The sequence below is a fragment of the Nocardioides sp. Root140 genome (genome assembly GCF_001426745.1).
In the GTDB taxonomy this organism is placed as follows: domain Bacteria; phylum Actinomycetota; class Actinomycetes; order Propionibacteriales; family Nocardioidaceae; genus Nocardioides.
This window is the reverse complement of record NZ_LMFI01000013.1, coordinates 1-19,962: the sequence shown is the minus strand read 5'-3', so window position 1 is coordinate 19,962 and position 19,962 is coordinate 1. Positions and strand designations below refer to the sequence as shown.

At 70.5% G+C, this 19,962-nt stretch carries 20 protein-coding genes; 18 read left to right on the top strand and 2 right to left on the bottom strand.

Annotated elements, in window-relative coordinates:
• Position 1 precedes the first annotated feature (1 nt).
• From rplT to ASD30_RS21350, 6 genes are all read left to right on the top strand, one after another.
• The gene (rplT, locus tag ASD30_RS21375; RefSeq protein WP_056686880.1) at positions 2-394 is read left to right on the top strand and encodes a 50S ribosomal protein L20; all 393 of its coding nucleotides are present in this window, start codon (positions 2-4) and stop codon (positions 392-394) included.
• Positions 395-513: 119 nt separating this feature from the next.
• The gene (locus tag ASD30_RS21370) at positions 514-1,329 is read left to right on the top strand and encodes a TrmH family RNA methyltransferase (protein ID WP_056686878.1); all 816 of its coding nucleotides are present in this window, start codon (positions 514-516) and stop codon (positions 1,327-1,329) included.
• A gap of 61 nt (positions 1,330-1,390) precedes the next feature.
• Positions 1,391-2,446 carry a sensor histidine kinase gene (locus ASD30_RS21365; RefSeq protein WP_056686875.1) on the top strand — a complete coding sequence of 352 codons (1,056 nt, stop codon included), beginning with the start codon at positions 1,391-1,393 and terminating at the stop codon, positions 2,444-2,446.
• A gap of 91 nt (positions 2,447-2,537) precedes the next feature.
• Positions 2,538-3,635: a phenylalanine--tRNA ligase subunit alpha gene (pheS, locus tag ASD30_RS21360; protein WP_056686872.1), complete on the top strand. Its 1,098-nt coding sequence runs from the start codon at positions 2,538-2,540 to the stop codon at positions 3,633-3,635.
• 4 nt (positions 3,636-3,639) lie between these two features.
• Positions 3,640-6,120, top strand: a complete 2,481-nt coding sequence (gene pheT, locus ASD30_RS21355; RefSeq protein ID WP_056686870.1) for a phenylalanine--tRNA ligase subunit beta — start codon at positions 3,640-3,642, stop codon at positions 6,118-6,120.
• A gap of 122 nt (positions 6,121-6,242) precedes the next feature.
• Complete coding sequence (locus ASD30_RS21350; RefSeq protein ID WP_056686867.1) at positions 6,243-6,767, top strand: gamma carbonic anhydrase family protein; 525 nt, start codon at positions 6,243-6,245, stop codon at positions 6,765-6,767.
• Positions 6,768-6,834: 67 nt separating this feature from the next.
• Here the strand turns inward: ASD30_RS21350 and ASD30_RS21345 are convergent, their stop codons facing one another.
• Both ASD30_RS21345 and ASD30_RS21340 read right to left on the bottom strand, forming a co-directional pair.
• Positions 6,835-7,329, bottom strand: coding sequence for a DinB family protein (locus ASD30_RS21345; RefSeq protein WP_056686864.1), 495 nt, complete (start codon positions 7,327-7,329; stop codon positions 6,835-6,837).
• The gene (locus ASD30_RS21340) at positions 7,329-8,120 is read right to left on the bottom strand and encodes a maleylpyruvate isomerase family mycothiol-dependent enzyme (RefSeq protein WP_056686861.1); all 792 of its coding nucleotides are present in this window, start codon (positions 8,118-8,120) and stop codon (positions 7,329-7,331) included. The genes ASD30_RS21345 and ASD30_RS21340 overlap by 1 nt, the downstream gene beginning before the upstream one ends.
• A 72-nt stretch (positions 8,121-8,192) precedes the next feature.
• Here ASD30_RS21340 and argC point away from each other — a divergent pair, with 72 nt between their 5' ends.
• The 12 genes from argC to ASD30_RS21280 all read left to right on the top strand — a co-directional run bounded on the left by argC (position 8,193) and on the right by ASD30_RS21280 (position 19,590).
• Positions 8,193-9,233 (top strand): N-acetyl-gamma-glutamyl-phosphate reductase, encoded by a 1,041-nt coding sequence (gene argC / locus ASD30_RS21335; protein ID WP_056686858.1) that lies wholly within the window; start codon positions 8,193-8,195, stop codon positions 9,231-9,233.
• On the top strand, positions 9,230-9,661 hold the full coding sequence (locus tag ASD30_RS21330; RefSeq protein WP_056686856.1) for an ACT domain-containing protein: 432 nt from the start codon (positions 9,230-9,232) through the stop codon (positions 9,659-9,661). The genes argC and ASD30_RS21330 overlap by 4 nt, the downstream gene beginning before the upstream one ends.
• Complete coding sequence (argJ, locus tag ASD30_RS21325) at positions 9,658-10,809, top strand: bifunctional glutamate N-acetyltransferase/amino-acid acetyltransferase ArgJ (RefSeq protein ID WP_056686853.1); 1,152 nt, start codon at positions 9,658-9,660, stop codon at positions 10,807-10,809. The genes ASD30_RS21330 and argJ overlap by 4 nt, the downstream gene beginning before the upstream one ends.
• On the top strand, positions 10,806-11,741 hold the full coding sequence (argB, locus tag ASD30_RS21320) for an acetylglutamate kinase (protein ID WP_056686850.1): 936 nt from the start codon (positions 10,806-10,808) through the stop codon (positions 11,739-11,741). The genes argJ and argB overlap by 4 nt, the downstream gene beginning before the upstream one ends.
• Positions 11,741-12,919 carry an acetylornithine transaminase gene (locus tag ASD30_RS21315; protein ID WP_056686847.1) on the top strand — a complete coding sequence of 393 codons (1,179 nt, stop codon included), beginning with the start codon at positions 11,741-11,743 and terminating at the stop codon, positions 12,917-12,919. The genes argB and ASD30_RS21315 overlap by 1 nt, the downstream gene beginning before the upstream one ends.
• Positions 12,916-13,839: an ornithine carbamoyltransferase gene (gene argF, locus ASD30_RS21310; RefSeq protein ID WP_056686844.1), complete on the top strand. Its 924-nt coding sequence runs from the start codon at positions 12,916-12,918 to the stop codon at positions 13,837-13,839. The genes ASD30_RS21315 and argF overlap by 4 nt, the downstream gene beginning before the upstream one ends.
• A complete protein-coding gene (locus tag ASD30_RS21305) occupies positions 13,836-14,354 on the top strand; it encodes an arginine repressor (protein WP_056686840.1) in 519 nt (172 codons plus the stop codon). The genes argF and ASD30_RS21305 overlap by 4 nt, the downstream gene beginning before the upstream one ends.
• A gap of 102 nt (positions 14,355-14,456) precedes the next feature.
• Positions 14,457-15,887: an argininosuccinate lyase gene (gene argH, locus ASD30_RS21300; protein WP_056686837.1), complete on the top strand. Its 1,431-nt coding sequence runs from the start codon at positions 14,457-14,459 to the stop codon at positions 15,885-15,887.
• Positions 15,888-15,903: 16 nt separating this feature from the next.
• Positions 15,904-16,503 carry a DNA-3-methyladenine glycosylase gene (locus tag ASD30_RS21295; RefSeq protein WP_056687384.1) on the top strand — a complete coding sequence of 200 codons (600 nt, stop codon included), beginning with the start codon at positions 15,904-15,906 and terminating at the stop codon, positions 16,501-16,503.
• A 7-nt stretch (positions 16,504-16,510) separates the two neighbouring features.
• On the top strand, positions 16,511-17,155 hold the full coding sequence (locus tag ASD30_RS21290; protein WP_056686834.1) for an FMN-binding negative transcriptional regulator: 645 nt from the start codon (positions 16,511-16,513) through the stop codon (positions 17,153-17,155).
• A 79-nt stretch (positions 17,156-17,234) separates the two neighbouring features.
• Positions 17,235-18,509: a tyrosine--tRNA ligase gene (gene tyrS, locus ASD30_RS21285; protein WP_056686831.1), complete on the top strand. Its 1,275-nt coding sequence runs from the start codon at positions 17,235-17,237 to the stop codon at positions 18,507-18,509.
• A 10-nt stretch (positions 18,510-18,519) separates the two neighbouring features.
• Complete coding sequence (locus ASD30_RS21280) at positions 18,520-19,590, top strand: alpha-hydroxy acid oxidase (protein WP_056686828.1); 1,071 nt, start codon at positions 18,520-18,522, stop codon at positions 19,588-19,590.
• The last annotated feature ends 372 nt before the right edge of the window (positions 19,591-19,962 follow it).

The window sequence follows — 19,962 nt, the reverse complement described above, 5'->3', positions numbered from 1 at the left end:
AGTGGCACGCGTCAAGCGGGCGGTAAACGCCCACAAGAAGCGCCGGGTAGTTCTCGAGCGCGCATCCGGTTACCGGGGCCAGCGCTCGCGCCTGTACCGCAAGGCCAAGGAGCAGGTCACCCACTCGCTGGTCTACAGCTACCGTGACCGCAAGGCCAAGAAGGGCGAGTTCCGCAAGCTGTGGATCCAGCGCATCAACGCCGCTGCCCGCGCGAACGGCCTCACCTACAACCGCTTCATCCAGGGCCTGAAGGCCGCCGAGGTCGAGGTGGACCGCAAGATCCTCGCCGACCTGGCCGTCAACGACGCCCCGGCGTTCGCCGTCCTGGTCGAGCTGGCCAAGGCCAACCTCCCCGAGGACGTCAACGCGCCCCGCGAAGACGCGACTGCCTGATCTGTCTCACCGGTGGTTGAGGAAGGCGCGCCAGCGCCTGTCTCGAAACCCTTGGGTTGAGGAAGGCGCGCCAGCGCCTGTCTCGAAACCACACCGACAGACAGCAAGGACGATCTGACGTGGCGAGCTTCCGCGACGACCCCACCCCGCTGACCAGCGGGAACGCGAGGGTCAAGAACGCGCGGAAGCTCGCCCGTCGGTCATTTCGGGCCGAGCACCGGCTCTTCCTCGCCGACGGCCCCAAGGCCGTCGAGGGAGCGCTGGCCCTGAGCGGCTGCGCGGTCGAGGTGTTCGCCACTCCCGAGGCCACCGAGAAGTACGCCGACCTGCGGGTCGCCGCGAGCTCCGCAGAAGTCGACTGGACGCCCGTCGACGAGCGGGCCCTCGCCTCGCTCTCCGACGCGGTCAACCCGGCCGGTGTGATCGCGGTCTGCCGTTTCGTCGACCGACCCGCCGACCACGTGCTCGACGGCGGACCTCGCCTGGTCACGATCTGCGCCGACGTCCGCGATCCCGGCAACGCCGGCACGGTGATCCGCACGAGTGACGCCGCCGGCGCGGACGCCGTACTCCTGGCCGGCAACTCGGTCGACGCCCACAACCCGAAGACGGTGCGGGCCACGGTCGGCAGCCTCTTCCACGTCCCCCTCGCGGTCGTCGACGACCCCGCCGAGGCCGTACGCCGGGCACAGGCCGCCGGACTCGTCGTCCTGGCCGCCGACGGCGCCGGAGAGATCGACCTGTTCGAGGCCGACGAGCTCCTTGCCGGGCCCACCGCGTGGCTGTTCGGAAACGAGGCCTGGGGACTTCCCGAAGAGCTGGCCGCGCTCGCCGACCACCGAGTGCGCATCCCGATCACGGGCCGGGCCGAGAGCCTCAACCTCTCCACCGCCGCCGCGGTCTGCCTCTACGCGTCCGCCCGCGCGCAACGCTGAGCCCGCACCACCCACCACGCAACGTCGCACGCGACCGCGTCCCGGGCGCTAACCTCGCCCTGTGGACCAGACCGCCCGCGAGACCCTCGACCAGCTGCCCGACGGCGTGGTCGTCGCAGGGGACGACGAGGTCGTGGAGCTGGCCAACGCCGAGGCGGTCCGCATGCTCGGTGCGACGTCAGCAGATGATCTGGTCGGTCAGAAGCTGAAGGACGCCCTCGTCCTCCAGGACCAGTCCGGTGAGACCTGGTGCGACCGCAACCAGCCGTACCTCGGTCTCGCCACCCGCACCGGCGTGCCCGAGCAGCCGTGGGTGCTGCCCAACGGCACCGAGGTGCTGGTCAACGCGCGCATCCTGCGCCCGAGCCTCACCGAGCCGATCGAGCGGGTCGTGGTGAGCCTGCGGTCGGGACGCGGACGCGCCCGGCTCGACCGGGAGCGTTCCGACCTGGTCGCCACCGTGGCCCACGAGATCCGTTCTCCACTCACCGGGGTGAAGGGCTTCGTGCAGGCCCTCCTGAACAGGTGGGACAAGCTCAACGACGACCAGAAGAAGCTGATGCTCACCACGGTCAACGCCGACTCCGACCGGCTGAGCCGCCTGATCGCGGAGCTGCTCGACGTGGCCCGCATCGACACCGGTCGGCTCTCCCTGTTCCCGAGGCCCGCCGACCTCGAGGTGCTCGTCCAACGCGTCGTCGACTCGGTGCGCGCCGGCACCTCCCGGCCGGTCGAGCTCGCCGTCGGGCCCGGCCTTCCCGAGGCCCACGTCGACCCCGACAAGTTCACCCAGGTGATCACCAACCTGATCGAGAACGGCATCCGGCACGGCGACGGCGTGGTCTCGGTGACCCTGTCCGCGATCGCCGAGGAAGCCGACTTCGACGGCGTACTCCTGACCGTGGACGACGAGGGCAGCGGCATCCCCGAAGAGATGCGGCGCCGCGTGTTCACCAAGTTCTGGAAGCACGGCGAGCGCGGTGGCTCCGGGCTCGGCATGTACATCGTGAACGGGCTCGTCCGGGCCCACGGCGGTGTGCTCACCATCGGAGATTCACCCGCCGGGGGAGCCCGGATCGCGACCGCGTGGCCCGAGGACGACAGGCGCCAGCTCTGACGCTGGGTGAGACCAGGCCAAACCCGGTCGCGGCGCCCGCGGCGTACTTCCTAGACTGGCCCTGGCACATCCCCCTTCCCGGAAGGCAGTCATGTCGGGACCGAACACCGATTACGACCCCGTCGAGGTCACGCCGTTGCGTGCCGACGAGGTCGAAGCCCAGCGCGACGCCGCGCTCGCCGCGATCGCCGCGGCCGCGGACCTCGAGGCACTCAAGCAGGTGCGCCTCGAGCACGCCGGTGACCGGTCCCCGCTGGCCCTGGCCAACCGAGAGATCGGCGCCCTGCCGCCCCAGGCTCGCAAGGAGGCCGGCGCCCGCGTCGGCAAGGCCCGCGGCGAGGTCAACAAGGCCCTCGGCCAGCGCCTCGCCGTGCTCGAGGCCGAGCACGAGGAGCGCATGCTCGTCGAGGAGACCGTCGACGTCACCCTGCCGACCGACCGCGCCCTGACCGGCGCCCGGCACCCGATCACGATGATGTCCGAGCGCATCGCCGACGTGTTCGTCGCGATGGGCTGGGAGGTCGCCGAGGGTCCGCAGGTCGAGGCAGAGTGGCTCAACTTCGACGCGCTCAACATGGGCGCCGACCACCCGGCCCGCACCATGCAGGACACCTTCTGGCTCGAGCCCGCCGAGGCCGCACTGGTGCTCCGCACGCACACGTCGCCGGTGCAGGCCCGCACCATGCTGACCCGCGAGCCCCCGATCTACGTGGTGTGCCCCGGCCGGGTCTACCGCACCGACGAGATCGACGCGACGCACTCGCCGGTCTTCCACCAGGTCGAGGGCCTGGTCATCGACGAGGGCATCACCATGGCCCACCTCAAGGGCTCGCTCGACCACTTCGCCACCGCCATGTTCGGCGAGGGCATCACGACCCGGTTCCGGCCGTCGTACTTCCCGTTCACCGAGCCGTCGGCCGAGGTCGACCTGGTCTGCTTCGTCTGCCGTGGCGTGAACTCCGACGAGTGCCGCACGTGTCGCGGTGAAGGCTGGATCGAGTGGGGCGGCTGCGGTGTCGTGAACCCACGCGTGCTCATCGCCTGTGGCGTCGATCCGGAGAAGTACACCGGCTTCGCCTTCGGCATGGGCATCGACCGCACCCTGATGTTCCGTCACGGCGTCGAGGACCTCCGCGACGTGTTCGAGGGCGACATCCGCTTCGCCCAGCCCTTCGGAATCGAGATCTGAACCCATGAAGGCCCCTGTTTCCTGGATCCGCGAGTACGTCGACCTGCCCGACGCGGTCACGTCCGACGAGCTCGCCGCCACGCTGACCATGCTCGGCCTCAAGCTCGAAGCACTGGTGACGCCTGCCGACGCCATCACCGGACCCCTCGTGGTCGGCCGGGTGCTGACCATCGAGAAGGAGCCGCAGAAGAACGGCAAGGTGATCAACTGGTGCACCGTCGACGTGGCCGACGCCAACGGCACGGGTGAGCCGCAGGGCATCATCTGCGGAGCCCACAACTTCGTCGAGGGCGACCTGGTGGTCGTCTGCCTGCCCGGCGCCGTGCTGCCCGGCAACTTCGAGATCTCCGCGCGCAAGACCTACGGCCACATCTCCGCGGGCATGATCTGCTCCTCCCGCGAGCTAGGCCTCGGAGAAGACCACGACGGCATCATCGTGCTGCCCGCCGAGGCAGGCAGGCCCGGCGACGACGCGTTCGAGGTCCTCGCGATGAACGACTCGATCATCGAGTTCGAGATCAACCCCGACCGGGCCTACGCCCTGTCGCTGCGCGGCATCGCGCGTGAGACCGGCATCGGGTTCGACGTCCCGTTCCGCGACCCGGCCGACCGGGACGTCCCCGCAGCCAACGGCGACGGGTACCCGGTCGTCGTCGACGACGTCGCCGGCTGCCCGGTCTTCGTGGCCCGCAGCGTCACCGGCTTCGACCCGGCCGCGCCGACCCCCGACTGGATGGTCACGCGACTCACTGCCGCCGGCATGCGCCCGATCTCCCTGGGCGTCGACATCACCAACTACGTGATGCTCGAGCTCGGCCAGCCGATCCACGGCTACGACCGGTCGAAGCTGTCCGGCGCGATCCGGGTGCGCCGTGCCACCGAGGGCGAGAAGCTCACCACGCTCGACGGCCAGAAGCGCAAGCTCAGCGCCGAAGACCTGCTGATCACCGACGACTCCGGGCCGATCGGCATCGCCGGCACCATGGGCGGCGAGACCACCGAGCTGTCCGGGAGCACCACCGACGTGGTGATCGAGGCCGCCCACTTCGACGCGGTGTCCATCTTCCGCACCGAGCGTCGGCACAAGCTGCCCTCCGAGGCCTCCAAGCGCTTCGAGCGTGGGGTCGACCCCGAGCTGCCGGCCGCAGCCGCCGACCGTGTGGTCGAGCTGATGGTCGAGCTCGGCGGCGCCACCGCCGACCCCGGTGTGACGGTCGTGGGCGAGGCACCTGCTCGTCGTACCGTCACGGCCGCCACCGACCTCTCCGCGCGGGTCACCGGCATGGAGATCAGCGCCGGGACCGCCGTGGCCAACCTCGAGAAGGTGGGCTGCCAGGTCGTCGTCGACGGCGACACGCTCACCGCGACGGTGCCGCCGTGGCGCCCCGACATGAGCGACCCGTTCGACCTGGTCGAGGAGGTCGCCCGCATCGTCGGCTACGACAAGGTGCCCTCGGTGCTGCCCCCGGCGCCCTCGGGCCGCGGGCTCCCCGTCGCCCAGAAGCTCCGCCGACGCGTGGGCCTCGTGCTCGCCGGCGCCGGCTGGACCGAGTCGATCAGCTACCCGTTCGTCGGCGACTCCGACTGGGCCAACCTGGGCCTGCCCGACGACGACGAGCGGCGCCGCACGATCCGCATGGCCAACCCGCTCAACGCCGAGGAGCCCCAGCTCGCGACGACGCTGCTGCCGGGCGTGCTCCGGTCGCTCGGCCTCAACGTGGCCCGCGGCAACGCCGACACCTCCCTGTTCGAGACCGGACTCGTGTTCCTGCCCACGGGGGAGGAGGCCGCGCCGATCCTCGGTGTCGACCGCCGCCCGACCGACGAGGAGTGGGCCGCGATCGAGAAGGCCGTCCCGCACCAGCCCCAGCACCTCGCGCTCGCACTGACCGGACAGCGCGAGCGCTCCGGCTGGTGGGGCGAGGGGCGTCAGGGATCGTGGTCCGACGCGATCGGCGCCGTCCGCGACGCCGCGGGTGCGCTGGGTGTCGAGGTCGAGGTGACCGCCGCGGCGCTCGCTCCGTGGCACCCCGGCCGCTGTGCCGAGATCCGCGTCGGCGAGACCGTGCTCGGCCACGCCGGCGAGCTGCACCCCAAGGTCTGCAAGGCGTACGGCGTCCCGGCGCGGTCCGCTGCGGCCGAGATCGACCTCGACGCGCTGCTGCGCCTGGCCCAGGTCGTCACGCCCAGCCCGCACTTCGCGTCGTACCCGGTCGCCAAGGAGGACGTCGCCCTCGTGGTCGACGCGTCCGTGCCGTCCGCCGACGTCGAGGCGGTGCTGCGTGAGGGTGCCGGCGAGCTCCTGGAGTCGGTGCGCCTCTTCGACGTGTTCACCGGCGAGCAGGTCGGCGAGGGCAAGAAGTCGCTGGCCTTCGCGCTGCGTTTCCGGGCGCCCGACCGCACCCTCAAGGAGGGTGAGTCCGGTGCCGCCCGCGACGCCGCCGTGGCCCTGGCCGCGGAACGCCTCGGAGCCGTCCAGCGCTGACGTCACGAACCGCGTGCTCTTGATGCGCGAACCGTGGATTCTTGATGGCCGAACCGTGGATTCTTGACGTGTGCCCCGGCCCTGACCGTGCCGCGCTACGCGGCCAGCCTTAGGGTCGGCGCATGCCATTGTTCGAGTTCGAGGGCAAGCGCCCGGAGGTCCATCCCGAGGCGTTCGTCGCGCCGACCGCCACCCTGATCGGGGACGTCGTCATCGAGAAGGGCGCCAGCGTCTGGTACGGCGCGGTGCTGCGCGCCGACGACTGCCGCATCATCGTGCGCGAGGGTGCCAACATCCAGGACAACTCGGTCGTGCACGGCACTCCCGACTCGGTCGTCGAGATCGGCGCGGGCGCGACCGTGGCGCACAGCTGCATCGTGCACAGCGCCACCTTCGGCGAGAAGGCGTTGCTGGGCAACGGCTCGACGATGCTCGACGGCACCTCACTCGGCGCCGGATCCCTGGTGGCCGCGGGGTCGTTGCTGACACCGGGCACCGCGATCCCCGAGGGCGTACTGGCGGCGGGATCACCGGCACAGGTCAAGAAGCCGATCGCCGGCACCTCGGCGGAGTTCTGGGTCGAGGCGAACCCGCCGTACTACGCCGAGCTGGCCCAACGGCACCGCACCGGCATCTCCGGGGCCTGACCCACGAGCCTGCAGTTGTTGCGCCTCGAACCCGCATGCCTCGACGCAAGGACTGCAGGTTCGAGCATCAAGAACTGCCGGCTGGTGCGGCCTCGATCTGCTCGCGCAGGATGTCGGCATGACCTGCGTGCCGGGCCACCTCCCGGATCATGTGCAGGTAGATCCAGCGCAGGCTCACCGCCCCGAAGTGGTCGTGCTCGATCGTGAAGTCGAGGTCCAGCGGATCGGCGATCTCGCGACCCCGCCGGGCCGCCGCGCGCAGCTCGGCGACCGCCGACTCCACCGTGTCGTCGGCGGTGACCGCGAAGCTGGCGTCGTCGCCGTACCCGTAGCCGTCCCACTCCGACTCCGGCAGCGCCGCGACCCGACGCTGGAACCAGCTGCGCTCGGCGCAGGCAACGTGCTTCAACAACGCCAGGGGTGTGGTCAGTGATGGGACCAGCCGGCGTCGCGCATCATCCTCGGACAGCCCCTCCACGCACTCGATCAGCGACTGCCGGTTGATCTCGAGCATGTTGACCAACATGGCCCGCTCGGGACCAACCGTCACCATCTCGAGCATCAGTTGATCGGGTGGTTGACGCAGCTGCGGAAAAGGTCGTACGTCGACCGCTCGCCGGCCACCGTGATGGCCGAGTCGTCGGCGCGCCTCCACAACCAGGCATCGAGGTCGGCCGCCTTCCCTGCCACCACGACGTCGGGCTCGACCCCGGGATCGGCGACCACGTTGATGTCGTCCTCGTCGTGGCTGGTGCCCTCCGGGTCGGTGCCGGTGAACCGGCCCAGCTGCACCCACACGTGGTGGTCGGTGTCGATCGAGTCGACCCGCACGTGGTGATCGCCCCCGGTGAACGTGCCCCACGGGGGAGTGCCGCCGAACATGACGTCGAGGACCTCCTGCACGCCGTCGGCGGCCAGCCGCGCGTCGAGGTCGCTCGGCAGCCCGGCCGCCTGCTCGGCGTCAACCCGGTGGATCAGCGCCTCGTGTGCCTGGCGGCGGAACGTGAACGCGACAGTCTGCTCGGTCGACCAGGTCCAGGCGGGGTGCGCCGGGTCGGCCGCCTCGAGGGCGGTGACCAGCGCGGCCGACCGCTTGTCGAAGAGCGCGAGCAGGTCGTCGTACGACGCGGGCCGCTCGGGCTCGGTGTAGTCGTCGGGGGAGGCCGGTCGGTTCTCGATGATCCACGCCCAGAAGTCCTGGACACCGGTGAGGTGCCAGAGCAGGTCGGCGGCGTCCCAGTCGGGGCACGCAGGAACACGTGCGGTGGGGTCGGCGTCGGCGAGCACCGCTGCGAAGCGCGCCGAATCCGTGCGAAGGTGGTCGAGGTAGGCGTCGTACGAAAGTCGCGTCATGGCGCACACGCTAGGGGTCCGCGGCCAGACCCGAAACCCAATATGCGATGTCATGCATACATGTGTATAGTCATGCACATGTCCGACAAGATCTCCGTCGCAGTAGCCGGGGCCAGCGGGTATGCGGGCGGCGAAGTCCTCCGCCTGCTGCTGGCCCATCCCAACGTCGAGATCGGGGCGCTCACCGGCGGCTCCAACGCGGGGGAGTCCTTCGGCCGTCTCCAGCCGCACCTCGTGCCGCTCGCCGGGCGCACCCTCGAGCCCACCACCCCCGAGGTGCTGGCCGGCCACGACGTGGTCTTCCTCGGCCTGCCGCACGGCGCCTCCGCCGAGGTGGCCAACGCGTTGGGTGACGACGTCGTCGTCATCGACTGCGGGGCCGACTTCCGGCTGACCGACGCAAGCGTGTGGGAGAAGTTCTACGGCGGCACGCACGCCGGGGCCTGGCCCTACGGCATCCCCGAGCTCGCCCAGCAGCGCGAGGAGCTGCGCGGAGCCCGCCGCATCGCGGTGCCCGGCTGCTACCCGACGGTCTCGACGCTGACCATTGCCCCCGCGGTCAGCGCCGGCGTGATCCAGAACGACATCGTCGTGGTCGCCGCCAGCGGCACCACCGGCGCCGGCAAGGCCGCCAAGACGCACCTGCTCGGCAGCGAGGTGATGGGCAACGCCAGTGCGTACGGCGTCGGCGGGGTCCACCGCCACACGCCCGAGATCATCCAGAACCTCAACCTGCTCACCGAGTCCGAGGTGAAGGTCAGCTTCACCCCGATGCTGGTGCCGATGCCGCGCGGCATCCTGGCCACCGTCTCGGCGCCCCTCTCCGGTGACCTCACCGCGGAGCAGGCCTACGCCCTCTACACCGAGGCGTACGCCGACGAGCCGTTCGTGCACGTGCTGCCCGAGGGCATGTGGCCCCAGACCAAGTCGGTGATCGGCTCCAACATGGTGCACGTGCAGGTGACCGTCGACGAGGCGGCCGGCCGGCTCATCGCCGTCGGTGCGGTCGACAACCTCGCCAAGGGCACGGCCGGCGCCGCCGTACAGTGCATGAACCTCGCGCTCGGACTCGAGGAAACCACCGGACTCCCCACGATCGGACTCGCCCCATGACCGACGCACGGACCTTCAACCTCCAGCAGTTCCCCGAGAAGCTGGCCGTAGTCCGGCTGGCACCGGGCGCCGAGATCCCAGACTGGGCCGAGGCCTCCTCGTTGCTCTCGATCACCGCGACGGCCACCGAGACCTCGTTGGTCTGCGCCACGCGCAGTGTCCCGACCAAGGTGCAGAGCCAGAAGCCGTTCACCGCGTTCGCCGTCCAGGGCCCGCTCGACTTCGAGCTGTACGGCGTCCTGGTCGAGCTGCTGCAGCCGTTGGCCGAGGCCGAGATCAGCGTCTTCACGATCTCCACGTTCGACACCGACTGGATCCTGGTGCCGCAGAGCTTGGTCGACGACGCGACCGAGGCATGGCGACGACGAGGGCACACCGTTGCCGCCGCCGTCCCCGTCACCCCTCCGCGAAAGAGCAAGAAGAAATGACCGTCACCGCACCCCAGGGATTCATTGCCGCAGGCGTCGCCGCCGGGCTCAAGTCCACCGGCGCCAAGGACCTCGCCCTCGTCGTCAACCAGGGCCCCACCTACGACTCCGCCTCCGTCTTCACCGCCAACCGCTGCAAGGCCAACCCGATCCTGTGGAGCCAGGAGGTCGTCAAGGACGGCGTCGTGCGCGCCGTCGTGCTGAACTCGGGCGGCGCCAACTGCTACACCGGCACCGAAGGCTTCCAGACCACCCACGCGGTCGCCGAGCAGGTGGCCGGCAAGCTGGGCATCGGCGCGATCGACGTCGTGGTCTGCTCGACCGGTCTGATCGGTCTCGCCAACCCGCGCCAGAACCTCCTCGACGGTGTCGACGCGGCCCATGCCGCGCTCTCCGCCGACGGCGGCGTCGACGCGGCCGAGGCGATCATGACCACCGACAGCGTGAGCAAGAAGGTCGTCATCGAGGGCGCCGGTTGGAAGATCGGCGGCATGGCCAAGGGCGCGGGCATGCTGGCACCGCAGCTGGCCACCATGCTCGTGGTGCTCACCACCGATGCGGTCGTCCCCGCCGCGGACCTCGACCAGGCACTCCGCGCCGCGACCCGGGTCAGCTTCGACCGGCTCGACTCCGACGGCTGCATGAGCACCAACGACACCGTCACGGTGATGGCCAGCGGGGCCTCCGGCATCACGCCGACCCTTGCCGACTTCACCGACGCGCTCACCCAGGCCTGCACCGACCTGGCCATGCAGCTGCTCAAGGACGCCGAGGGCGCCGACCACGAGATCGCGATCACCGTGCTCAACGCGGCGTCCGAGGACGACGCCGTCGAGGCGGGCCGCTCGGTGGCGCGCAGCAACCTGTTCAAGGCCGCGGTCTTCGGCAACGACCCCAACTGGGGACGCGTGCTGGCCAGCCTCGGCACCACGCAGGCCGCCTTCGACCCGGCCGACCTCGACGTCGCGATGAACGGCGTGTGGGTCTGCCGCAAGAGCACCCCTGCCGAGGACCCCGCCGGCGTCGACCTCACCGGTCGCGACGTCACCGTCACCATCGACCTCAAGTCAGGCAACGAGCGGGCCACGGTCTGGACCAACGACCTGACCCACGCCTACGTCCACGAGAACAGCGCGTACTCCTCATGACAGACACCGAACAGAGTCCCGAGACCGCCAAGGCCGCAACGCTGGCCGGGGCCCTGCCCTGGCTGAAGGCCTACAACGGCAAGATCGTCGTGATCAAGTACGGCGGCAACGCGATGACCGACGACACCTTGAAGAAGGCGTTCGCAGAAGACATCGCGTTCCTCCGGTTCGCCGGCTTCAAGCCGGTCGTGGTGCACGGCGGCGGCCCCCAGATCTCCAAGATGCTCGACCGCCTCGGAATCGAGTCCGAGTTCCGCGGTGGCCTGCGGGTCACCACGCCCGAGGCCATGGACGTCGTACGCATGGTGCTCGTCGGGCAGGTCCAGCGCGAGCTGGTCGGGCTGGTCAACCAGCACGGTCCGATCGCGGTCGGCCTCTCCGGTGAGGACGCCGGCCTGTTCACCGCCGAGCCCACCAACACCATCGTCGACGGCGAAGAGGTCGATCTCGGCCTAGTCGGTGAGGTGGCGAGGGTGCGCCCCGAGTCCGTGCTCGACCTGGTCGAGGCCGGCCGGGTGCCGGTGATCTCCAGCGTGGCACCCGACGAGGCCGGACTGGTGCACAACGTCAACGCGGACACCGCCGCCGCGGCGCTCGCCGCGGCCCTGGGTGCCGAGAAGCTGCTCGTGCTCACCGACGTCGAGGGCCTCTACCGCGACTGGCCGAACAGCTCCGACGTGATCGGCCAGATCAGTCCCGAGGGCCTCGAGACCCTGATGCCCTCGCTGGCCAGCGGCATGGTGCCGAAGATGCAGGCCTGCCTCCAGGCCGTGCGTGACGGCGTGAAGCGGGCGACGGTCGTCGACGGCCGCGAGCCGCACGCCGTACTCCTCGAGCTCTTCACCGACGAGGGCATCGGCACCCAGGTGCTGCCCGGCGTCGACACCGTGATCCGGCAGGCGAAGAACCCTCCCGTCGTGAAGGAGTCCTGATGACCGCGACCTGGACCGAGCGGTACGCCGACTCGGTGATGAACACGTTCGGCCCGCCGAAGCTGGTGCTCACCCGCGGGCAGGGCGCCCACGTGTGGGACGCCGACGGCAAGGAGTACGTCGACCTGCTCGGCGGCATCGCGGTGAACGCGCTCGGCCACGGCCACCCGGCCCTCGTCGAGGCGGTCACCAACCAGCTGCAGACGCTCGGCCACATCTCCAACTTCTTCGCCAGTGGCCCCCAGATCGAGCTGGCCGAGAAGCTGCTCGAGCTCGTCGGCGAGCCCGGCCGGGTGTTCTTCTCCAACTCGGGCACCGAGGCCAACGAGGCGGCGTTCAAGCTGACCCGCCGCACCGGCCGCACCCACGTCGTGGCCGCCGAGAACGCCTTCCACGGCCGCACCATGGGTGCGCTCGCGCTGACTGCGAAGGCTGCCTACCGCGAGCCCTTCGAGCCGCTCCCGGGCGACGTCACGTTCGTTCCCTACGGCGACTCCGATGCGCTGGCCGCCGCGGTCACCGACCGGACCGCCGCGGTGATCCTGGAGCCCATGCAGGGGGAGGCCGGCGTCAACGTGGCCCCCGAGGGCTACCTCGCCGACGCCCGCCGCATCACCAGCGAGCACGGCGCCCTGCTCTGGTTCGACGAGATCCAGACCGGCATCGCCCGCACCGGCGCCTGGTTCGCGTACGCCGACTCCGGTGTCACGCCCGACATCATCACGCTGGCCAAGGGACTGGGTGGCGGCATCCCGATCGGCGCCACCCTCGGACTCGGCAAGGCCGCATCGCTGCTCGAGCCGGGCAACCACGGCACCACGTTCGGCGGCAACCCGGTCGCGACCGCGGCCGCACTGGCCGTGCTCCACACCATCGAGGCCGAGGACCTCCTCGCCCGGGTCACCGACCTGGGCAAGCGACTGTCCGAGGGCCTGGCCGCCGACCCGCGCGTGACGGAGGTGCGTGGCGCGGGCCTGCTGATCGGCCTCACGCTGACCACGGAGTCCTCCGCCGAGGTGACCGCCAAGGCACTCGAGCAGGGGTTCATCATCAACAACCCGACGCCTGACCGGATCCGCCTCGCCCCGCCGCTGGTGCTCACAGATGCGGACGTCGACTCGTTCCTCGCAGCCTGGCCCGGGATTCTCGACGCGGCCGGAGTCGGAGTCGTGCCATGACCCGCCACCTGCTGCGCGACGACGACCTGACGCCGGCCGAGCAGGCCGAGGTGCTGGCCCTCGCGGTCGAGCTCAAGGCGGCGCCGTACGACCACAAGCCGCTGGCCGGTCCGCGCACGGTCGCGATGATCTTCGACAAGCCGACCCTGCGCACCCAGACGTCGTTCTCCGCCGGCATCGCCGAGCTCGGCGGCAACGCGATGGTGATCAACGGAGACCTCGCCCAGATCGGGGTCCGCGAGTCGGTCGAGGACGTCGCCCGCGTGCTGGCCGGGCAGGTCGCGCAGGTCGTGTGGCGCACCAACGACCACGCACGGCTCGAGACGATGGCCGCGTGGGCCGGCATCCCGGTGATCAACGCGCTCAGCGACGACTTCCACCCCTGCCAGCTGCTGGCCGACCTGCTCACCGTGATCGAGCGCAAGGGGCCGCTGGCCGGGCTGCGTGCGACGTTCGTCGGCGACGGGGCCTGCAACATGGGCAACTCGTGGTTGATCGCCGGCGCCACGGCGGGCATGCACGTGGTGGTCAGCTCGCCGGAGGGCTACGAGCCCAGCGAGTCGATCGTCGGCCACGCGGCCAAGATCGCCGCCGAGACCGGGGGATCGGTCGGCCTCGAGCGCGACCCGGTCGCCGCGGTCGCCGGAGCCGACATCGTCATCACCGACACGTGGGTCTCGATGGGCAAGGAGGCCGAGTCGGCCGACCGCCTGGCTGCGCTCGCGCCGTACTCCCTGACCAGTGCGCTCCTGGCCCACGCCAAGTCCGACGCGATCGCCATGCACTGCCTGCCGGCGTACCGCGGCAAGGAGATCGAGGCCGAGCTGATCGACGGCCCCGACAGCGTCGTGTGGCAGGAGGCGGAGAACCGTCGACACGCCCAGAAGGCCGTGATGATGTGGTTGGAGGCCCGACGATGAACGAGCAGGCGCTCACACCGTTGACCAAGAACGCGCGCCAGCAGCTGATCATCGAGCTGCTCGCACACCAGGAGGTCAAGTCCCAGGTCGAGCTGGCCGAGTTCCTCGCGGCCCGCGGCGTCAACGCGACCCAGGCGACGCTGTCGCGCGACCTCGTCGAGCTCGACGCGGTCAAGGTCCGCGCTCGCGACGGTGGTCTGGTCTATGCCGTGCCCGCCGAGGGTGGCGACCGCACTCCGACCAGCCCGCGCGACAGCTCGGCGGCCAACGCCCGACTGGCACGCCTGTGCGCCGAGCTCTTGGTCAGTGCCGAGGCGAGCGCCAACCTGGTCGTCCTTCGCACCCCACCGGGGGCCGCGCAGTTCCTCGCCTCCGCGTTCGACAAGGCCGAGATCGGCGACGTGCTCGGCACCATCGCCGGCGACGACACCGTGCTGGTGATCGGCCGCACCCCCACCGGGGGCGATGCGCTGGCGCAACGCTTCCTGGGCTTCGCCAACAGCCGTACGGCGTGACCGCCGCCCACCTCCACAGACACTGCGCGCCCATCCGCCACCCACCCCGACCGACACCGCGTGCACATCCGCCGCCCACCCCGACCGACACCGAGGACTCCCGTGACCCAGGACAGCACCACCAACACCGGCAAGCTCTGGGGCGGACGCTTCGGGAGCGGTCCGAGCCCCGAGCTCGACGCCCTGTCCCGCTCCACCCACTTCGACTGGCGCCTGACGCCCTATGACCTGGCCGGGTCGCGCGCGCACGCCAACGTGCTGCACGCCGCCGGGTTCCTCACCGACGCCGACCACGCCGAGCTCCTGCGCGGACTCGGCGCCCTCGGGGAGAAGTACGCCGCCGGCGACCTCGCCCCCGACCCCGGCGACGAGGACGTGCACGGCGCCCTCGAGCGGCTCCTGCTCGAAGAGGTCGGGCCGGACGTCGGCGGACGACTGCGCGCCGGACGCTCCCGCAACGACCAGATCGCCACCCTGTTCAAGGTGTTCCTCCGCGACCACGCGAAGGTGATCGCTGGTCAGGTGCTCGACCTGGTCGACGCGCTGCAGGCCCAGGCCGACGCCCACCTGGGCGCGATCATGCCCGGCCGCACGCACCTCCAGCACGCCCAGCCGGTGCTGCTCAGCCACCACCTGCTGGCCCACGCCTGGCCGCTGCTGCGCGACGTCGAGCGGATCCGCGACTGGGACGCCCGGGTCGCCGCCGACTCGCCGTACGGCTCGGGGGCACTGGCCGGCCAGAGCCTGGGCCTCGACCCCGAACGCGTGGCCGCGGAGCTGGGCTTCAGCGGTTCCACCGCCAACTCGATCGACGGCACGGCGGCCCGCGACTTCGTGGCCGAGTTCGCCTTCTTCACCGCGATGATCGGGGTCGACGTCAGCCGCCTGGCCGAGGAGGTCATCCTCTGGTCGACGCGCGAGTTCGAGTTCGTCAAGCTCCACGACTCGTGGTCGACCGGGTCGAGCATCATGCCGCAGAAGAAGAACCCCGACATCGCCGAGCTGGCGCGCGGCAAGGCCGGTCGCCTGATCGGCAACGTGGGCGGGCTCCTGGCCACGCTGAAGGCGCTGCCCCTGGCCTACAACCGCGACCTGCAGGAGGACAAAGAGCCTGTCTTCGACTCCGTCGACACCCTCGAGGTGCTGCTGCCGGCCTTCACCGGCATGGTCGCCACGCTCACCTTCAACACCGAGCGGATGGCCGAGCTGGCCCCGCAGGGCTTCTCGCTGGCCACCGACATCGCCGAGTGGCTGGTGCGGGAGGGCGTTGCGTTCCGCATCGCCCACGAGGTCGCAGGGGCCTGCGTGCGCCGCTGCGAGGAGCTCGGCATCGAGCTGCACGAGCTCAGCGACGAGCAGTTCGCCGAGATCCACCCGACCCTCACTCCCGCGGTCCGCGACGTGCTGACCGCCGGGGGATCCGTGGCCTCGCGCAACGGCCGCGGCGGCACCGCACCCGACCGGGTGCGCGAGCAGCTGGCCGAGCTCGGTGCGGCCGCGGCGGCGCACCGCGGCCGGCTCGGCGAGTCCTGAGGGGCAGCGCGGGAACGTGTCCCGACCGACCGGTCTCGACGTACTCGCGGGGGCACCGCTCGAGGTGGCCCCGTTGCTGCTCGGCGCCGTGGTCTCGTACGGCGACGTCGCCGTGCGGCTCACCGAGGTCGAGGCGTACGACGGTGCGAACGACCCGGGCTCCCACGCTCACCGCGGCCCGACGCGTCGCAACGGGGTGATGTTCGGCCCACCCGGTCACCTCTACTGCTACTTCACCTACGGCATGCACGTGTGCGCCAACGTCGTGTGTCGTGAGGAGGGCACCGCCGGGGCCGTGCTGTTGCGGGCCGGCGAGGTGGTCAGTGGTGTCGAGGTGGCGAGGTCGCGTCGTCCGAGGAGCAGCGACCGCGACCTGGCCCGGGGACCGGCCCGCCTGTGCACGGCGCTCGGCATCGGCCTGGACGACGACGGCAACGACCTGGCCACCGGCCCGATCACGCTGGCCCTGTCAGCAGCGGCGCCGACCTCGGCGATCAGCACCGGTCCTCGGGTGGGACTGCGGCCCGCCCCCGACTGGCCGTGGCGCTTCTGGTTGACCGACGATTCGACCGTCTCTGCCTACCGCCCCGCCAAGCCCCGCGCACGAAAGGCATGATCGAGCCATGCTGATCCATCCTTGGGACTCCGTCGACGACTGGCACCGACTCGTGCCCGGCAACGACTTCGGCCAGCTCGTCACCGCCGGCCATGTCGACGGCTGGCCCGTCATCGTGCCGACCCACTTCATCGTCGAGGGCGACGAGGTCCTGCTCCACCTCGCCCGGCCGAACCCGGTCTGGCGGGCGTTGGAGTCCGACGACCGTGTGGTCCTCTCGTTGATCGGCGACTGGACCTACGTCGACGCCGCGATGAACTCCGACCCGGGCGACGATCCCGCGCTCGGCGTACCGACGTCCTACTACTCGGCTCTCCAGCTGCACGGGCACGCGACGGTGATCGACGACCCCGAGGCGAAGGCCGACATCCTCGCCCGACAGCTGGCGCACTTCGAACCGCCGGGCTCGACGCGGGTAACGCCGAGCCCAGCAATCGAGTCCGACCGCCGGCAGCTGCCCGGAATCCGCGGGCTCCGAATCCGGATCGACCACGTCCGGGCCAAGCAGAAGTACGGCGGCAACAAGCCGGCCGCCCAACGACAGGGCATCGCCGACGCGCTGGCGCAGCGCGACGGGCCTGGCGACCGTGCGGCCGTGGCACACCTGCGCGCAGGCTCCACCTCCGAGGAGGGGGCAGGGACCGACGAGTGAAACCGGCTACCCCACGACACCGGTGATGGGGCAGGCTTGGCCCCGGACCATTTCTCGACTTCCTGCGGAAGGAACCACGTTGCCCACCGACCCGAACCTCCTCGATGACCTCGAGTGGCGCGGACTGATCGCCCACTCGACGGACCCGGACGCGCTGCGTGAAGCGCTCTCCGCGGGGAGCGTGAAGTTCTACGTGGGCTTCGACCCGACCGCGCCGAGCCTCCACATGGGCAACCTGGTGCAGATCATCACTGCCAAGCGACTCCAGGACGCCGGCCACACGCCGTACGCCCTGGTCGGTGGCGCGACCGGCATGATCGGTGACCCGCGCGACTCGGGGGAGCGCACCCTCAACTCGGCCGACACCGTCAAGGAGTGGGTCGAGCGGGTACGCCGCCAGATCGAGCCGTTCCTCGCCTTCGACGGTGAGAACGCAGCGACGATGGTGAACAACCACGACTGGACCGAGTCGATGTCGGTGATCGACTTCCTGCGCGACATCGGCAAGCACTTCCCGGTGAACCGGATGCTGGCCCGCGAGACGGTGAAGCGGCGCCTCGAGTCGGGGATCAGCTACACCGAGTTCAGCTACATCCTGTTGCAGTCGATGGACTTCCTGACCCTTCACCGCCAGCACGGCGTCACCCTCCAGTTCGGCGGGTCCGACCAGTGGGGCAACCTCACCGGCGGCGTCGAGCTGATCCGCCGCTCCGACGGGGCCACCGCCCACGCCTTCGCGACGCCGTTGATCACCAAGGCCGACGGCACGAAATACGGCAAGACCGAGGGTGGGGCCCTGTGGCTCGACCCGGCGATGATGTCGCCCTACGCCTTCCACCAGTTCTGGCTCAACGTCGAGGACGAGAAGGTCGGCGAGCTGCTGCGCATCTTCACCTTCCTCAGCCGCCAGGAGATCGAGGACCTCGAGGCGCAGACGGCCGAGAAGCCGTTCCTGCGCGCCGGTCAGAAGGCCCTCGCCGACGCAGTCACCACCCTGGTGCACGGTGAGGAGGAGACCGAGCACGCCAAGGCGGCGGCCCAGGCGCTGTTCGGGCGCGGCGACCTGACGACACTGAGCCCTTCCACGCTGGGCGCGGCGTTGCGCGAGGCAGGGGCCGGTTCCTTCTCGAGGGCAGACGGTGTCCCAGACGTCGTGGCGCTGATGGTCACCTCGGGGCTGGCCAAGAGCAACGGGGACGCGCGCCGCACGATCGGCGAGGGTGGTGCCTACCTCAACAACGTGCGCATCGAGGACCCCGACTACGTCCCTGTGGAGTCCGACTTCATCGGGGGCTCGTGGCTGGTCCTGCGACGGGGCAAGAAGACCATGGTCGGCGTCGAGGCGCGGGACTGAGGCCCGGCTGATGGAGACCGGAGTGGACGCGCGCTGGCTGGACGGACTCGAGGAGACGGCACGGCAGGCGCTGCCCGCTCCGGTCTTCCGCTATTTCCAGCAAGGGGCGGGGGAGGGCCTGACTGCCTCGGAGGCCCGGGAGGCCTGGCGGTCGATCCGGTTCGTCCCACGGGTGCTGCGCGACGTCCGCGAGGTCGACCTGACGACCTCGGTGCTCGGCGCTGACCTCGCAGTGCCGTACGCCGTCGCACCGACAACCCTGCAACGCGCGGCGCATCCCGACGGTGAGCTGGCGATGGCACGCGCCGCCGCCGAGGCCGGCTCCCTGATGGTCGTGTCGAGCAACGCCGGTACACCGTTCGACGACATCGGCGCGACCGGGGTGCGTTGGTGGCTGCAGGCGTACGTGCCCGAGGACCGTGCGCTCGCGGAGCCGCTGCTGACCCGCGCGGTCTCCGCCGGTGCCTCCGCGGTCGTGCTCACCCTGGACACCCCGGTGGTCGGCACGAAGTACGACGACGGACCCACGGTCTGGTACGAGCTCGATCCCTCCCTGCTCCGGGTGAACTTCTCCGACGGACAGGATGAAGCGGCCGCCGCGGCCAAGGCCCGCAATCTCGGCACCGACGACATCGCCCACGTACGTGAGCTGACCGGGCTGCCGGTGGTGGTCAAGGGCGTGCTGCACCCCGACGACGCGGTGGCGTGCGTGGAGGCGGGAGCGGCCGCGGTCTGGGTCTCCAACCATGGTGGGCGCCAGCTGGACCGAGCCGTGAGTACGGCCCAGGCCCTGCCGGCCGTCGCCCGTGCCGTGCGGTCCGCCGGCGACGGCTCCGCCCAGGTGTACGTCGACGGGGGAGTCCATTCCGGGCTCGACATCATGGGTGCCCTCTCGCTCGGCGCCGACTGTGCGTTCCTCGGTCGGCTGCCGCTGTGGGCGCTGGTCGGCGGCACCGAACAACTGCACCGGATGCACGAGGCGCTGACCGAGCAACTGGTCGAAGCGCTGCGCCTGGCGGGAGCCCGTACGCCGGCAGAAGCGGTCGATGCCGCAGCGCTGATTTCGCCAAAGTGCCTCTGACCTGCACAAACGCTAATGTGGTCGCCGTCACGTCGTCTCGATTTGACCGTCTGTTGGCCCTCGCATAATGTTCTCTTTGTCGCCAGCGAGCGCCGGGAAGCAAAGCCGAGAGGCGAGGCTCCGGACCGGGCGGCCACCCCCTGATCTACGTCTGCGTGAGACTGGTTTCCAGGTGCCGAGAGGCCAAAGAAATCAGTCTCACTTCGTGCGCCGGATCAGGAACCGAAGCTGGATCCGCTCAGTTTGACTGTGCGAATCTCACTCCGGTAAGTTTTGTCAGGTTGCCCCGGGGCTTGGTCGTGAGGCTGGGTGCGGTGCGCGCTTGATCCTTGAGAACTCAACAGTGTGTCAAAAGGCAGGCCCTGCCCGCGG